The 16,133-nt window shown below is 68.6% G+C and carries 16 protein-coding genes; 15 read left to right on the top strand and 1 reads right to left on the bottom strand.

Annotation, left to right across the window (positions count from 1 at the left end):
- Positions 1-10: 10 nt before the first annotated feature.
- Complete coding sequence (locus H036_RS0104765; protein ID WP_157417060.1) at positions 11-391, bottom strand: hypothetical protein; 381 nt, start codon at positions 389-391, stop codon at positions 11-13.
- 109 nt (positions 392-500) lie between these two features.
- On the opposite strand from H036_RS0104765, the gene thrS reads away from it, so the two are divergent.
- The 15 genes from thrS (at position 501) to ruvA (ending at position 16,131) form a co-directional block, all read left to right on the top strand.
- The gene (gene thrS, locus H036_RS0104760) at positions 501-2,498 is read left to right on the top strand and encodes a threonine--tRNA ligase (RefSeq protein ID WP_017933636.1); all 1,998 of its coding nucleotides are present in this window, start codon (positions 501-503) and stop codon (positions 2,496-2,498) included.
- A gap of 216 nt (positions 2,499-2,714) precedes the next feature.
- Positions 2,715-3,728, top strand: a complete 1,014-nt coding sequence (locus H036_RS0104755) for an AurF N-oxygenase family protein (RefSeq protein ID WP_017933635.1) — start codon at positions 2,715-2,717, stop codon at positions 3,726-3,728.
- A gap of 67 nt (positions 3,729-3,795) precedes the next feature.
- Entirely contained in the window at positions 3,796-5,454 is a 1,659-nt protein-coding gene (locus H036_RS0104750) for an FAD-dependent oxidoreductase (protein ID WP_017933634.1), read from the top strand.
- A 24-nt stretch (positions 5,455-5,478) separates the two neighbouring features.
- Complete coding sequence (locus tag H036_RS21790) at positions 5,479-6,318, top strand: TetR/AcrR family transcriptional regulator (protein ID WP_017933633.1); 840 nt, start codon at positions 5,479-5,481, stop codon at positions 6,316-6,318.
- Positions 6,315-6,881, top strand: coding sequence for an HIT family protein (locus H036_RS0104740; protein ID WP_017933632.1), 567 nt, complete (start codon positions 6,315-6,317; stop codon positions 6,879-6,881). Before H036_RS21790 ends, H036_RS0104740 begins: the two co-directional genes overlap by 4 nt.
- A 225-nt stretch (positions 6,882-7,106) precedes the next feature.
- Positions 7,107-8,240: a sugar ABC transporter substrate-binding protein gene (locus tag H036_RS0104735; protein ID WP_017933631.1), complete on the top strand. Its 1,134-nt coding sequence runs from the start codon at positions 7,107-7,109 to the stop codon at positions 8,238-8,240.
- A gap of 151 nt (positions 8,241-8,391) precedes the next feature.
- Positions 8,392-9,192: an ATP-binding cassette domain-containing protein gene (locus H036_RS0104730; protein ID WP_017933630.1), complete on the top strand. Its 801-nt coding sequence runs from the start codon at positions 8,392-8,394 to the stop codon at positions 9,190-9,192.
- Between the two features lie 76 nt (positions 9,193-9,268).
- Entirely contained in the window at positions 9,269-10,546 is a 1,278-nt protein-coding gene (locus H036_RS0104725) for a sugar ABC transporter permease (protein ID WP_017933629.1), read from the top strand.
- 97 nt (positions 10,547-10,643) lie between these two features.
- Positions 10,644-11,753, top strand: coding sequence for an ROK family protein (locus tag H036_RS0104720; RefSeq protein WP_232421804.1), 1,110 nt, complete (start codon positions 10,644-10,646; stop codon positions 11,751-11,753).
- 32 nt (positions 11,754-11,785) lie between these two features.
- Positions 11,786-12,406, top strand: coding sequence for a phosphatidylinositol phosphate synthase (pgsA, locus tag H036_RS0104715; protein WP_017933627.1), 621 nt, complete (start codon positions 11,786-11,788; stop codon positions 12,404-12,406).
- A gap of 14 nt (positions 12,407-12,420) precedes the next feature.
- The gene (pdxS, locus tag H036_RS0104710) at positions 12,421-13,320 is read left to right on the top strand and encodes a pyridoxal 5'-phosphate synthase lyase subunit PdxS (RefSeq protein WP_017933626.1); all 900 of its coding nucleotides are present in this window, start codon (positions 12,421-12,423) and stop codon (positions 13,318-13,320) included.
- A 101-nt stretch (positions 13,321-13,421) separates the two neighbouring features.
- Complete coding sequence (gene pdxT, locus H036_RS0104705; protein ID WP_198289898.1) at positions 13,422-13,997, top strand: pyridoxal 5'-phosphate synthase glutaminase subunit PdxT; 576 nt, start codon at positions 13,422-13,424, stop codon at positions 13,995-13,997.
- Between the two features lie 45 nt (positions 13,998-14,042).
- Positions 14,043-14,810 (top strand): YebC/PmpR family DNA-binding transcriptional regulator, encoded by a 768-nt coding sequence (locus H036_RS0104700; RefSeq protein ID WP_017933624.1) that lies wholly within the window; start codon positions 14,043-14,045, stop codon positions 14,808-14,810.
- Positions 14,811-14,902: 92 nt separating this feature from the next.
- Positions 14,903-15,535, top strand: coding sequence for a crossover junction endodeoxyribonuclease RuvC (gene ruvC / locus H036_RS0104695; RefSeq protein WP_017933623.1), 633 nt, complete (start codon positions 14,903-14,905; stop codon positions 15,533-15,535).
- The gene (gene ruvA / locus H036_RS0104690) at positions 15,532-16,131 is read left to right on the top strand and encodes a Holliday junction branch migration protein RuvA (RefSeq protein ID WP_017933622.1); all 600 of its coding nucleotides are present in this window, start codon (positions 15,532-15,534) and stop codon (positions 16,129-16,131) included. The genes ruvC and ruvA overlap by 4 nt, the downstream gene beginning before the upstream one ends.
- The last annotated feature ends 2 nt before the right edge of the window (positions 16,132-16,133 follow it).

The raw sequence follows: 16,133 nt of genomic DNA, 5'->3' as shown, positions 1-16,133 counted from the left end.
TCGCAGGAGGTCACCACGCGAGGCCGTCGAGGGGTGGGTCGGCCGCGGTGGCCACACCCCACACCTCGGTAGTGGGGTCGAGCCAGAACGTCCCGTGGTCGGCCCTCAGCGCCGGCCGACCGAGCTCGACGTCGAGGACGCCGACCTTGAGCCGTCCGCGCGAGCGCACGAAGACGATGTCGCCGCGCCGCGGGGTCCGCGTGGTGTCGACGACCATCTGCGTGCCGGCCGGGAAGCCGAGCGAGGCCAGGGCGTCGCTGCCCAGTGTGTGCACGAACTCCGCGCCCACCGCGACCTTGCGCCGAGACCGTCGCGGTCGTGCCTCTCGCTGCTCGGGCAGGCCGAAGGGCAGCGCCGGCTCCGGTGAGGCACGCCTCGATGTCGAACGCACGTTCGAAACACTAGCAGCCGAAGAACTGCTGCGCGGCCGGCGCGCTGCGGCCGATAGCATCGGCGATGTCGGAAACCGCCGAGCACCGCCAGCACACCAGGAGAGCACCGTGTCCGAGATCAAGATCGTCGTACTCACCCCCGCGGGTCGTGAGGAACGGTCGGTCACGACCGGCACGAAGGCCTGGGAGCTGTTCAAGGACGAGCCCGAGATCATCGCTGCGCGGGTCGGCAACGCCTCCAGTGCTGCCGCCCTCAAGGACCTCGCCTACGAGCTCGTCGACGGTGACGAGGTCGCGGGGGTGGAGATCGCCTCCAGGGACGGCCGCGACATCCTGCGGCACTCGACCGCACACGTGATGGCGCAGGCGGTGCAGGAGATCTTCCCGCAGGCCAAGCTCGGGATCGGGCCGCCGGTCCAGGACGGCTTCTACTACGACTTCGACGTCGAGACCCCGTTCGTGCCGGCCGATCTGGACAAGATCGAGTCCCGGATGCGCAAGATCGTCAAGGAGAACCAGCGCTTCTCCCGCCGCGTCACCACCGACGACGATGCCCGGGTCGAGCTTGCTGAGGAGCCCTACAAGCTCGAGCTGATCGGTCTCAAGGGCAGTGCCGCCGACGCTGCCGAGGGTGCCAGCGCCGAGGTCGGCGCCGGCGAGCTGACCATCTACGACAACATCAACCGCAACGGCGAGGTGGCCTGGAAGGACCTGTGCCGCGGCCCGCACCTGCCGACCACCAAGCGCATCCCGGCGTTCAAGCTGATGCGCTCGGCCGCCGCCTACTGGCGCGGGGACGAGAAGAACAAGCAGTTGCAGCGCATCTACGGCACCGCGTGGGAGTCGAAGGAGGCCCTCGACGAGCACCTGCACAGGATCGAGGAGGCCGAGCGCCGCGACCACCGCAAGCTCGGCAAGGAGCTGGACCTGTTCAGCTTCCCCGATGAGATCGGTTCGGGCCTGCCGGTGTTCCACCCCAAGGGTGGCGTCATCAAGCGGGAGATGGAGGACTACGTCCGCCGTCGCCACATCGAGGAGGGCTTCTCCTACGTCGGCACCCCGCACATCAGCAAGGACGGCCTGTTCCACACCTCGGGCCACCTGCCGCACTACGCCGACACGATGTTCCCGCCGATGGAGTTCGAGGGCGCGAACTATCAGCTCAAGGCGATGAACTGCCCGATGCACAACCTCATCTTCAGTTCGCGGGGACGCTCCTATCGCGAGCTGCCGCTTCGGCTCTTCGAGTTCGGCTCGGTCTATCGCTACGAGAAGTCCGGCGTGATCCACGGCCTGACCCGCGTGCGCGGCTTCGCCCAGGACGACAGCCACTCCTACTGCACCCAGGAGCAGGCCCCTGACGAGGTCAAGCACCTGCTCAACTTCATGCTGACCGTGCTGCGCGACTTCGGTCTCGACGACTTCTACCTCGAGCTCTCGACCCGCGACGAGGAGAAGCTGGACAAGTTCATCGGCTCGGAGGAGGACTGGGCGACCGCGACGGCGATCCTCGAGCAGGTCGCCACCGAGACCGGTCTCGAGCTGGTCCCGGACCCGGGCGGCGCGGCCTTCTACGGTCCGAAGATCTCGGTCCAGGCCAAGGACGCGATCGGCCGCACCTGGCAGATGGGCACCGTCCAGTACGACTTCAACCAGCCCGCGCGCTTCGAGCTGGAGTACCAGGCTGCCGACGGCAGCCGGCAGCAGCCGGTGATGATCCACTCGGCCAAGTTCGGCTCGATCGAGCGGTTCCTCGGCGTGCTGGTGGAGCACTACGCCGGCGCCATGCCGCCGTGGCTCGCGCCGGTCCAGGTGCAGGCGATCCCCGTTGCCGATGCGTTCGCCGACTACCTCTACGACGTCGCCGGACAACTGAAGAAGGCCGGTATCCGGGTCGAGGTCGACGATTCCAACGACCGCTTCCAGAAGAAGATCCGCAACGCCCAGCTGCAGAAGGTGCCCTTCATGCTCATCGCCGGCGGCGAGGACGTGGAGAAGGGCGCGGTCAGCTTCCGCTACCGCGACGGTCGCCAGGACAACGGCGTTCCGATCGCCGACGCGATCGCTCGGGTGGTCGCCGCCGTGGAGTCGCGCGAGCAGGTCTGAGCATCAGCCGTACGACGCCGCGCGGCGTCGTACGGCTTCCCTTCAGCGCCCCGCCGGGCCGGTCCGACACCTCGTGTCGGGCCGGCCCGTCGTGTTTCCGAGCGCTTCGAATATCTTTCCGTGACACGGTGTCGCGCAAACCCTTGTGATCGGGGCCACCCTCGATATACCGTCGGTATGTCGTCTTTGTTTCCAACGATGTAACGGGGGTTCGACATGACCGCGGTGAAGCCGGAGCAGGCTGCCGAGGGCCGGGTGCCGCAAGGCAGGCAGGCCTACTACGACACCCTGCGCACGCTGTCGCAGGCGTCGGTGGACCATCACTTCCAGGCCTTCAAGGACATCCCCTGGGACGACCCGGCCTTCGACATCCGCCCCGACGACGAGCGGCTCATCCTCACCGAGGCCGACGAGATCGGAGCCAGCGACTGGTACAAGTCGCTGCCGCGAGAGCGTCAGATCGAGGTCGGTGCCTACCGCTACGTCCAGATCGCCAAGGTCGGCCGCCAGTTCGAGCAGGTGCTCATCGGTGGCGTGATGAACCACCTGATCCTGGCCGAGGACGGCAATCCCGAGTTCCGCTACGCGATGCACGAGGTCACCGAGGAGACCCACCACATCCAGATGTTCCAGGAGTCGGTGAACCGCTTCGTGGCCAACGCCGGCATCGAGAACGTCGCCGGAGCGCCTAAGTGGTTCGCCCGCACCGCGCCGCTGGTGACCTCGGCGGGCACGTGGTTCCCCGAGCTGTTCTTCGTCGGCATCCTCGCCGGCGAGGAGCCGATCGACCACTTGCAGAAGAGCATCATGCGCGCCGGTGGAAGTCACCCGCTCATCGACCGCGTGATGCAGATCCACATCGCCGAGGAGGCGCGCCACATCGGCTTCGCCCATCAATATCTCGAGCATCACTGGTCACACCTGGGGCCGGTCAGACGTCGGCTGCTGACCTACCTGTTCCCGATCGTCATGCGAGCGCTGTGCGACGTGATCATGGTGCCCTCCAAGCAGGCCCGGCGCGACATGGGCATCCCGGACGAGGTGGCCAAGCAGATCTGGTGGGACTCCGAGGACTCCGCCAAGGTGCTGCGGGACCTGTTCGGCGACGTACGGCTGCTGGCGGACAACCTGGGGATCCGCACGGGCGCGGCCAAGCTGCTGTGGAGGATGCTCAAGATCGACGGCCGACCCTCGCGCCACCGCAGCGAGGTCGCCTCCGCGGCGGCCTGATCTCCTTCCCTGTCTTCACCGGCGGCGCCTGCGGGCGTCGCCGGCCCCGTCCCAGAGCGGAGTGCTCGTGCCTCACGTCGTCATCCAGTCCTGCTGCTCCGACGCCTCGTGCGTGGTGGCGTGCCCGGTCAACTGCATCCACCCGGCGCCGGGTGAGCCCGGCTTCGCCGAGGCCGAGATGCTGTACGTCGATCCCGACGCCTGCGTGGATTGCGGTGCCTGCGCCACCGCCTGTCCGGCGGATGCGGTCGTCCCGCACACGACGCTGACGGGCTCGCAGCTACCGTTCCTGGCGCTGAACGCCGAGTACTTCCAGGTCTTCCCGCATGCGGACCGCACCCCGCTCGCGCTGGTGCATGAGCAGCGCCGGCTGCAGCGCTCGGGACCGTTCCGGGTGGCCGTGGTCGGAGCCGGCCCAGCGGGGCTCTACGCGGCGGACGAGCTGCTCAAGCACCCCGAGATCAGCGTGGACGTCTTCGACCGGCTGCCCACGCCCTACGGACTGGTCCGCGCCGGGGTCGCTCCGGACCACCAGCGCACCAAGCAGATCGAAAGGCTCTTCGGCCAGATCGAGACGCAGCCGGGCTTCCGCTACTTCCTCGGCGTCGAGGTCGGCAAGGACATCTCCCACGCAGAGCTTGCAGCGCGCTACCACGCGGTGCTATACACCGTCGGCGCTGCCAGCGACAAGCCGCTGAACATCCCGGGCGACGACCACGCGGGCTCGCTCTCGGCCACCGACTTCGTCGGCTGGTACAACGGCCACCCGGACAAGCAGGACCTGGCCGTCGACCTCTCCCACGAGCGCGTGGTCATCGTCGGCAACGGCAATGTCGCGCTCGACTGTGCGCGGATCCTGGCCGAGGACCCGCGCGCCCTCGAGTCCACCGACATCTCGACGCTGCCGCTGGCCGGGCTGCTGGCGAGCAACGTGCGCGAGGTGGTCGTGCTGGGCCGGCGCGGCCCCGCGGAGGCGGCCTTCACCGTGCCCGAGCTGGTCGGACTGGCCGAGCACGCCGGCATCAACGTCGTCGTCGACGTCGGCGATCAGCAGTTGGTCGGCGACGACGTCAAGACGCGGCTGCTGCGCGACCTGGCGCAGCGCCCGGTCGACCCGGCCAAGCGCACCATCGTGCTGCGCTTCCATGCCTCGCCCGTCGCGGTCCATGGCGAGGGCCGGGTGAGCGCGGTGGAGGTCAGCCGCAACCGGCTGGTCGTGGACGAGCAGGGCGTGCCCCGCGCCGTACCGACGGGGGAGACGGTGCTGCTGGAGGCGGGGATGCTGCTGCGCGCGGTGGGCTACCACGGGCTGCCGGTCACCGATCTGCCCTACGACGCCGAGAGCGGGGCCGTGCCCAACGACGCCGGTCGGGTGCGGCCCGGTGTCTACGTCGCGGGCTGGGTCAAGCGTGGCCCGACGGGGTTCATCGGCACCAACAAGACCGACGCCGAGGAGACGGTGAGCTGCGTGCTCGACGACCTGGACGCCGGCGCCATCCCCGAACCCGTCGGTACGACGGAGGGCCTGCGCCGAGTGATCCGCGGCCGGCAGCCGGGCATGGTCGACCTCGCCGGCTGGCAGGCGATCGACCGGGAGGAGAAGCGCCGCGGGGCCGCGTCCGGTCGACCGCGGATCAAGATCGTGGACGTGGACGAGCTGCGTCGCGTCGCCGCGACCGCGCGCGAGCCGCGCTACTCCGGTCTGCGGCGCCGGACCGGCAGGTAGGAGTCTGACGATACGGTGAGCCTCATGACCTCGGGTGGAGCTGACAGCGGTCACGCCGACGCGGACGACGCGACCCTGGACGACGCGACCCTGGACGACGCGACCCTGAACGACGCGACCCTGGACACCGTCACGACGCCGGCGAAGAAGTCCGGCAAGCCCGATGGCCGCCAGGCGCGCTGGGCGCGGCACAACGAGGAGCGCCGCCAGCAGATCATCGAGGCAGCGGTCGCGGTGATCGGCGCGCGGGAGCCGGGGGCCGAGCTCCACGTCCAGCAGATCGCCGAGCGAGCGGGCGTGAACCGGACCGTCGTGTATCGCTACTTCAAGGATCGGGCCGATCTCGACCTGGCGATCCAGCAGGCCATCGTCGCCCAGCTGTGGGAGCGACTGCTGCCCGCCGTCACGCTCGACGGGACGGTGCCCCAGATCATCGACCGGATCGTTGGCACCTACATCAGCTGGGCGGTCAGCCATCCGGCGCTGCACCACGTGGTCGACCACGACTACGGCAGCGGCGCGCTGGAACAGGCTCTGGACGAGATCGCCACCGAGATCGGCGGGATCATCTCCTTCGCGATAGCGGCCTTCGGCGGGAAGCTGGACTTCGACGAGGCCGAGCTCGATCCGTTGATGCACGGGCTGGTTGGCGCCGTCTTCGGTTCCGTACGCCGCTGGCTCAACCGGCCGCAGCGGGCGCTGAGTGCCGAGCGGCTGCAGACGACCGTGAGCCAGTCCGTGTGGTTCGTGCTCGACGGCCACGCCCGAGCCGCCGGGGTGACGCTGGACCCCGAGCTCACCGTGGCCGAGCTGCTCGAAGCCACGTCCGGTCTCCCCGGGGCGGCGGATACAGTCGCTCCGTGACCCGGGAGCAGACGATCGACGAGGCGCCGTACACCGCTGTCCACCAGGATGGGATCGGGCAGCCCGACACCCTCGAGCGGCTCTGGACGCCGTACCGGATGGCCTACATCCGTGGCGAGAACAAGCCGGAGGACCCCTCGGCGGCGCAGTGCCCGTTCTGCCGGATCCCGGCGATGAGCGATGAGGCTGGCCTGATCGTCCACCGTGGTGCGCTCTCCTTCGTGGTGCTCAACCTCTATCCCTACGCGCCTGGCCACGTGATGGTCTGCCCTTACCGGCACATCGCCAACTACACCGAGACCACCGTCGAGGAGGCCGCCGAGATCGCAGCCCTGACGAAGGCGGCTGTCGAGACCCTGAAGCGCGTCTCCAACCCTGCCGGCTTCAACATCGGGATGAACCAGGGCGTCGCCGGGGGAGCGGGCATCGCCGCCCACCTGCACCAGCATGTCGTCCCGCGCTGGGTCGGCGACCAGAACTTCATGCCGATCATCGGCCGGACCAAGACCCTCCCCGAGTTGCTCGGTGACACCCGGGAGATGCTCGCGGGCGCCTGGGGCTGAGCCGAGGAACGCCCTGCGCGCTCCTCCCGGACGCATGCCCGCGTGGTCTAGTCCGCCGCCGCGGCGCCCCGTTCGTGGCCGCTCTTAGATCACGGGTAGGTCACGCTTGTCCCACAAGCGTTGAACTTCGCTTGTCAACCACCTCGCCCGATGAGTATGTTGCCGACGGCAACAATCAAAGTGACGGTAGTCACGTCATTGTTCTCGAGCAACGGAGGTCGAGGGATGAACACGAGCAAGGCAACCCGGATGGGTGCGCTCGTCGCGACGGGGGTGCTGGCGTTCGGTGCGCTGGCCGCCTGTGGCAGCAGTGATAACAACAGCGCCGGCAACTCCGGCAGCAACAGCAGCGCAGCCGGCGGCTCGGGCAAGGCAGCCGTCGGCGTGATCCTGCCCGACGCGACGACGTCCCCGCGCTGGGAGAGCCAGGACCGTCCGAACCTGAAGAAGGCGTTCGACGCCGCAGGTCTGAAGTCGGACATCCAGAACGCACAGGGCGACACGGCCAAGTTCGGCCAGCTGTGCGACAGCATGATCGGCGAGGGCGTCAAGGTCCTCCTGATCACCAACCTCGACTCGGACTCGGGCTCGGCCTGCCTCAAGAAGGCTGCTGACGCCGGTGTCAAGACGATCGACTACGACCGTCTGACCCTGGGTGGCGGAGCGTCCTACTACGTCTCCTTCGACAACGTCCAGGTCGGCAAGCTGATGGGCCAGGGCCTCGTCGACGCCATGGTCAAGCAGGGCAAGAAGTCGGGCAACGTGGTCATGGTCGACGGTGCCACGACCGACAACAACGCGGCGCTGTTCAAGCAGGGCTACCAGGGCGTCCTCAAGGCCAACCCGCAGTACAAGATCGTTGCGGACCAGTCCGGTAACTGGGACGCGACGAAGGCCGGTCAGGTCTTCGACCAGATGTACACCCAGAACAAGGGCAACATCGACGGTGCGGTCGTCGCCAACGACACCATGTCCGGTGGTGTGATCGCTCGTCTGAAGGCTGACGGCGTCGCGGGCAAGATCCTGACCACCGGTCAGGACGCCTCTACCGAGGGTCTGCAGAACATCCTGCGCGGCTACCAGGCCGGCACGGTGTACAAGAACACCTCGCTCGAGGCCGACGCGGCCTCGAAGCTCGCCATCGCCCTGATCAAGGGTGACACGAGCGGTGCCGCCGCCCTGGCGACCGGCACGGTGCAGGACACCACGCTGAACAAGGCCGTTCCCTCGGTCCTGGCCACCCCGGTCTGGATCACCCAGAACACGGTCAAGCAGGTCGTCGCTGACGGCCAGGCCGACGCCTCGCAGATCTGCACCGGCGACGTCGCCAAGCTCTGCACCAAGTACGGCGTCAAGTAACAACCCGCGGCCCTCAGGTCGGTACGGGCTTTCCGTGCCGACCTGAGGGTCAGGGACGTTCCACGTCGCACCCCGGGCGGTCGGTTCATCGACCCGCCCGGGGTGTGCGGAACGTCCCGGTACCTCAGCGCACCCCAAGCAAGGAGATCTCGTGAGCGTCGAAACGCCCGAGCGCACCGGCCCCACCGGGCCGACCACTCAGCCGCTGCTCTCACTGCGCGGCATCCAGAAGAGCTTCGGCGCCGTACACGTGCTGCGTGGCGTCGACCTCGACGTCCGTCCTGGCCGCGTGACCGCGCTGGTCGGCGACAACGGTGCCGGCAAGAGCACCCTGATCAAGGGCATCGCCGGTATCCACCCCTTCGACGAGGGCGACTACCTCATCGATGGTGCGCCGGTGAAGGTGCACGGTCCCAAGGACGCCAACAACCTCGGCATCGAGATCGTCTACCAGGACCTGGCCCTGTGCGACAACCTCGACGTCGTCCACAACATGTTCCTCGGTCGCGAGCTCACCAAGGGTGGGCTCATCGATGAGGACACCATGGAGCAGCGTGCCCGGGAGACCCTCGACGGTCTCTCGGTCCGCACCCTGAAGTCGGTCCGCACGCACGTGGCGTCCCTGTCCGGCGGTCAGCGCCAGACGGTTGCGATCGCCCGCTCGGTGCTGTGGAACTCCAAGATCGTGATCCTCGACGAGCCGACCGCCGCGCTGGGTGTGGCCCAGACCGAGCAGGTCCTCAAGCTGGTGCGTCGTCTGGCCGACCGCGGTCTGGGTGTGGTGCTGATCAGCCACAACCTCAACGACGTGTTCGAAGTGGCCGACGACGTCGCGATCCTCTATCTGGGTCAGATGGTCGGGCAGGTGGAGATCAAGGACTACAACCGCGAGCAGATCGTCCAGGCGATCACCACCGGACAGCTCCCGGTCAAGAAGGGCGGCGCAGCATGAGCGAGCGAAGCGAGCGAATCATGGAACACAGCGCGCGATCTGCCTCATGCGCGCCCGCAGCGAAGCGAGGACGCGCATGAGCACCACTACTACTCCGCCGACCACGCCGAACGAGAACTGGCATCCCGACGACGAGTCGCCGACCACGATCGGCGGCATCTTCTCGGCCTACATCACCCGGCTGCGCGGTGGCGACGTCGGCTCGCTGCCGGCGATCCTGGGTCTGATCGCGCTGGTGATCGTGTTCACCGTGCTGCGGCCCGACACGTTCCCCAAGGCGTTCAACATCGGCAACCTGATCGGTCAGTCGGCCGGTGTCACGGTGCTGGCGATGGGCCTGGTCTTCGTGCTACTGCTCGGTGAGATCGACCTGAGCGCCGGTTACACCGGTGGTGTCTGCGCGGGCTCGCTGGGTCTGGCCATGACCAACCACAACTGGCCGCTGATCCCCGCGATCTTGGCTGCGCTGGTGACCGGTCTGGTGATCGGTCTGTTCATCGGCGTGCTGGTCTCCCGGCTGGGGATCCCCTCGTTCGTGGTCACGCTGGCCACGTTCTTGGCCTGGCAGGGCGTGCTGCTCAAGATGACCGGTGCCGGTGGCACCATCCCGCTGCAGAACGACTTCATCATCAAGCTCAACAACGGCAACCTGCCGGTCTGGCTGGGCTGGGTGCTGGCGATCGCGATCGTGGTGGTCTACGTGGGTGGGTCGTTCCTGACCAACCAGCGTCGCCGCAAGAACGGTCTGACCGCGCAGTCCTCGCTGCAGTGGGTGCTCAAGGCAGGTGTGCTGACCGTGATCGTGCTCGCGGTGACGTTCTACCTCTCCCAGGAGCGTGGTCCGCACCCCGACGTCAAGTCGATCAAGGGTCTGCCGGTCTCGCTGGTCATCATGATCGGTCTGCTGCTGCTGCTGACCTTCGCGCTGGGCCGCACCACCTGGGGTCGGCACGTGTACGCGGTGGGCGGCAACGCCGAGGCCGCTCGTCGTGCGGGCATCAACGTGGCCCGGATCAAGCTGTCGTGCTTCGTGGTCTCCTCGGTGGTCGCGGCGATCGCGGGCATCATGCTGGCCTCGCGTACCAACTCGGTGGGCCCGCAGACCGGTGGTAACACCACGCTGCTCTACGCGGTCGGCGCGGCTGTCATCGGTGGCACCAGCCTCTTCGGTGGCAAGGGTCGCATCATCGACGCACTGATCGGTGGCACCGTGGTCGCGATCATCGACAACGGCATGGGTCTGCTGAACAAGACCCAGGGCACGGTCTGGATCGTGACCGGCGCGGTGCTGCTCATCGCGGCCAGCGTGGACGCGATCAGCCGCCGCCGCACCAACGCAACCGGGCGGGTCTGACCCACCCATGGTCGCGGCAGCGACTCTCTCGGGCACGGAGGAGCTGCGGCGGACCAACCTCCGGGCACTGCTGCGCGCAGTGCACACACGGGGGCCGATGACCCGGGCGGAGCTCACCCGCCTGCTCGGGCTCAACCGCAGCACCATCGGTGGTCTCACCGCCGCGTTGATCGACCTCGGCCTAGTGGCCGAGCGCACGGCTGCGGGCGCCGCTTCAGGCGGCGCCCGCACCGGGCGACCATCCCACCTCGTCATGCCTCGACCTGAGAACGCGGTGGTCGCCATCGACCTCGGGGTCGAGCGCGTCCAGGTCGCTCTGGTCGGGCTCGGCGGCACGGTGCTGGATCGTCGGGTGCGCGCCCACGAGCGCGGCGAGCACGACGTGCGCCACGTCGTCGAGCGGGTCGCGGCGATGGTTGAGGACATGCTCGCGGCGACCCCGCCGCAGCGATTCCTCGGCATTGCAGCCTCGATCCCGGGTGCAGTGCGGTTGCATGACGGGATGGTGCAGTTCGCCCCCAACCTGGGTTGGCACGGCGAGCCGTTCACCCAGATGTTGTCCGCTCGGCTGGGCCGCCCCGTACGGGCCGGCAACGACGCCAACCTGGGCGTCCTGGCCGAGCACCTGCGCGGCGCCGCCGTCGAACGGCAGCACGTCATCTACCTCTCCGCCAGCGTCGGCATCGGCGGCGGGTTCCTGATCGACGGTCGCATCCTCGAGGGTGCCACCGGGTACGCCGGAGAGGTCGGCCACTTCCAGGTCGACGCCAGCGGACCCGAGTGCCGGTGCGGTGGGATCGGCTGCTGGGAGCTCAAGGTCGGCGAGAACCGGCTGCTCTCCCTGGCCGGGCGTGAGCCCGGCGGGGGACCGGAGGCCGTGGCCGAGGTGATCGCCGCGGCCGACAAGGGCGAGGAGCGCGCCCAGCGGGCGATCCAGCAGGTCGCCGAGTGGACCGGGATCGGCCTGCGGTCGCTGATCAACGTCTTCAACCCCGAGGTGATCGTCCTCGGTGGCAGCCTGGCGCAGCTGTGGGAGAGCGCCGCACCTCTGGTCGAGGAGGTCCTCGGTCGCCGTGCGCTGCTCGCGCCGCGGGCGGACGTCGCCGTACTCCCGGCGATGTTGGGCCAGGACTCATCGCTGTTCGGCGCCGCGGAACTGGCCTTCGAAGCCGTCCTGGACGACCCGCAGTGTGTGGCGGCGTGCTGATCTTGGCGACCGGCCGGTAGCCTGCTGCCGCCATGCTCGAACGATTCCGCGCCTTCTGGACCAAGGTCTTCGCGCCCATCGCCCACCTGTTCATCCGCCTCGGGATCAGTGCCGACGCTGTCACGCTTGTCGGCACGCTCGGCGTCGTCGTCGGCGCGCTGGCGTTCTTCCCGACAGGTCATCTGCTCGGTGGCGTCATCTTCATCACCTGCTTCGTCTTCAGCGACCTGATCGACGGCTACATGTCGCGGACGGCCGGTACGTCGAGCAAATTCGGCGCCTTCTTGGACTCGACCCTGGACCGGATCGGGGACGGTGCGATCTTCGGTGGCCTGGCGCTCTACTACGCCGGTCCCGGCGACAACCGGCTCTATCTGTGGCTCTCGCTGGTCTGCCTGGTGATGGGCTCGGTCACCTCCTACGCCCGCTCGCGTGCCGAGGCGCTGGGCTACCAGGCCAAGGTGGGCATCGCCGAGCGCTCGGACCGGCTGGTCTCGATCCTGGTGATGACGGGCCTCAACGGGCTCCTGGGCCTGCCCTGGCTGACCTACATCACGCTGTGGGCGCTGGCGTTCGCCTCCACGATCACGGTGGGCCAGCGGATCTGGGTCGTCCGTCAGCAGGCGCTGGCTGAGGGCAATCCGCAGCCCTGACATAGGATCTGGGCATGGCTGAAGGCACCCCTGGCACCACTGGTACGACTCCCGTCAAGCGCGGCATGGCGGAGATGCTCAAGGGGGGCGTGATCATGGATGTGGTCACCCCCGAGCAGGCGAAGATCGCCGAGGACGCGGGCGCCGTCGCGGTGATGGCGCTGGAGCGGGTGCCCGCCGACATCCGTGCCCAGGGCGGCGTGTCCCGGATGTCCGACCCCGACATGATCGACGGCATCATCGAGGCCGTCTCGATCCCGGTGATGGCCAAGGCGCGCATCGGCCACTTCGCCGAGGCGCAGGTGCTGCAGTCGCTCGGCGTCGACTACATCGACGAGTCGGAGGTTCTCACGCCGGCCGACTACGCGAACCACATCGACAAGTGGGAGTTCACCGTTCCCTTCGTGTGCGGCGCCACCAACCTGGGCGAGGCACTGCGCCGGATCACCGAGGGCGCGGCGATGATCCGATCCAAGGGCGAGGCCGGCACCGGCGACGTCTCGAACGCCGTCACCCACATGCGCACCCTGCGCCGCGAGATCAACCGACTCCGCACCCTGGAGAAGGACGAGCTCTACGTCGCCGCCAAGGAGCTCCAGGCCCCCTACGACCTGGTGGCCGAGATCGCGAACACAGGCAAGCTGCCCGTCGTGCTCTTCACCGCCGGAGGCATCGCCACCCCGGCCGACGCGGCGATGATGATGCAGCTGGGCGCCGAGGGCGTCTTCGTCGGGTCCGGCATCTTCAAGTCGGGCAACCCGGCCCAGCGCGCCGAGGCCATCGTCAAGGCGACGACCTTCTTCGACGACCCCGACGTGGTCGCGAAGGTCTCCCGTGGCCTGGGCGAGGCGATGGTCGGCATCAACGTCGAGGAGATCCCGCAGCCGCACCGGCTGGCCGAGCGCGGCTGGTAACGGGACGGCCGGTTCCCGCTGATCCGGGACCACGGGCGTTGGAGCGGCGCTTCCGACGTGCCCGTTGTCTGGGTGTGCGGGAGCATCCCTACACTCATCCGGTGCGTATCGGAGTCCTCGCCCTGCAAGGCGACGTGCGGGAGCACGTCGCGAGTCTGATCAGCCTGGGGGTCGAGGCCTTCGGCGTACGCCGGGTCGCCGAGCTCGACCGCTGCGACGGGCTGGTGATCCCGGGCGGTGAGTCCACCACGATCGCGAAGCTCGCTCGCAACTTCGAGCTCCTCGAGCCGCTGCGCGATCGCATCCGCGGTGGCATGCCGGCATTCGGCACCTGCGCCGGGATGATCCTGCTGGCCGACCGGATCGTCGACGGCACCGCGGACCAGGAGACCATCGGCGGGTTGGACATCACGGTCCGGCGCAACGCGTTCGGGCGGCAGGTGGACTCGTTCGAGGAGGACCTCGACGTACGGGGGTTGGCGGAGTCGGTGCACGCCTTCTTCATCCGCGCGCCGTGGGTGGAGCAGGTGGGGGAGAGCGTCGAGGTGCTGGCGACGGCGGCCGGCCACCCGGTCGCGGTCCGGCAGGGGCACCTGCTCGCCACCAGCTTCCACCCGGAGGTGGGGCAGGACGCCCGGGTGCATGGTGTGTTCGTGGAGATCGTGGCGGGTCGGTAAGATCGGGCGACCCCCAAGCACTGAGACAACGCTGAAGTAGGGACTATGTCTGGCCACTCCAAATGGGCAACGACGAAGCACAAGAAGGCTGCGATTGACGCGAAGCGCGGCAAGCTCTTCGCCAAGCTCATCAAGAACATCGAGATCGCGGCGAAGGCCGGGGGCCCCGACCTTTCGGGCAACCCCACGCTCTATGACGCGGTCCAGAAGGCCAAGAAGCAGTCGGTCCCCAACGACAACATCGACCGCGCAGTCAAGCGCGGAGGCGGTCTCGACGGCGGCGGTGTCGACTACACCACGATCATGTACGAGGTCTACGGTCCCAGCGGCGTCGCGCTGCTGGTGGAGTGTCTGACCGACAACAAGAACCGCGCCGCGATGGAGGTTCGCACGGCCGTCACCCGCAACGGCGGCACCATGGCCGACCCGGGCTCGGTGAGTCGCCTCTTCAACCGCAAGGGTGTCGTCATCCTCGCCAAGGACCAGGAGGGCAAGCAGGTCGACGAGGACACCGTGCTGGAGGCGACCCTCGACGCTGGGGCCGAGGAGGTCAACGACCTCGGTGAGGCCTGGCAGGTGGTCTCCGAGGCCACTGACCTGGTGGCCGTTCGCTCCGCCGTCCAGGATGCCGGCCTCGACTACGAGTCGGCCGACGTGGAGTTCGTCGCCAGCCTCGAGATCCCGGTGGCCGACGCCACCACCGCCGGCAAGGTGATGAAGCTCGTCGACGCCATCGACGACCTCGACGACGTGCAGAACGTCTTCTCGAACGCCGACATCCCCGACGAGGTGCTCGACCAGATCGAGGACTGATCGCCGGTTCGCCGACGGCCCCGCGTGTCTGCGCGGGGCCGTCGGCGTCTCCGGATAGTCTGCGAACAGACGTTCGAAGGGATGGTGGGCTGATGCGCGTGCTCGGGATCGACCCGGGTCTGACCCGCTGCGGCATGGGTGTGGTCGACGGCGACCTCGGCAAGCCGCTGTCCCTCGTCGACGTCAACGTCATCCGCACCACCTCGACCCTGCCGGTCTGGGAGCGCCTGGTCTCGATCGAGAAGGGCATCGACGCCTGGATCGAGGAGCACCGCCCCGATGCGGTGGCCATCGAGCGGATCTTCGCCCGCTCGGACGTCTCCACGATCATGGGTACGGCACAGGCCAGCGGCCTCGCCATGGTCTGCGCCGCCAGGCGCGGCATCCCGGTGGCGATGCACACGCCGTCGGAGGTCAAGGCTGCCGTCTCCGGCAACGGACGTGCCGACAAGGCGCAGGTCGGTGCGATGGTGACGCGGATCCTGCGGCTCGCCGAGATGCCGAAGCCGGCCGACGCGGCCGATGCGCTCGCCCTCGCCATCACGCACATCTGGCGCGGCGGCGCGCAGTCCAGGATCGAGCAGGCCGCGAGCCGCGCCGGTGGCGGCGACGGGGCCGGATCCAGTGTCGCCGAGCGCAACCGCGCCCGGATCGAGGCGGCGCTGGCGCAGTCCCGCAAGGCATCGACCGCCCGATCTATCCGTACGACGATGGGAACGAAGTGATCGCATTCGTGCGCGGCAAGGTGGCCGCCGTGACGCTGGCCAGCGCGGTTGTCGAGGTCGGTGGTGTCGGCCTCGAGCTGATGTGCACGCCGGCCACGCTCGCAGCGTTGCGCACCGGTGCCGAGGCGACGCTGCCGACCAGCATGGTGGTCCGTGAGGACAGCCTCACGCTGTTCGGCTTCGCCGACGAGGACGAGAAGCAGATGTTCGAGATGCTCCAGACCGCCTCGGGCGTCGGGCCGAAGCTCGCGCAGGCGATGCTCGCCGTACTCTCGCCGGACGGGCTGCGTGCCGCGATCGCCGGCGACGACGTCAAGACGCTGACCCGGGTGCCCGGCATCGGGCAGAAGGGCGCGCAGCGGATCATCCTCGAGCTCAAGGACCGGATCGGCGCTCCGACCCGCACCGCTTCGGCCGCGGCGGCCCTGCCGCAGCTGGCGCCCTGGCGCGACCAGGTTACCCAGGGCCTCATGGGACTCGGCTATCCGGCCAAGGAGGCCGAGAAGGCGGTCGACGCGGTCGCGGACCAGGCCAACGGGAACCCTGACGTCGGCGCGCTGCTGCGCGCCGCGCTGCGCGCGCTGTCGAAGGCCTGAGC

The organism is Nocardioides sp. Iso805N, assembly GCF_000364605.1.
Taxonomy (GTDB): domain Bacteria; phylum Actinomycetota; class Actinomycetes; order Propionibacteriales; family Nocardioidaceae; genus Nocardioides.
Note: the sequence above shows the minus strand (reverse complement) of the source record. Positions and strands in the feature narration are given on the sequence as shown.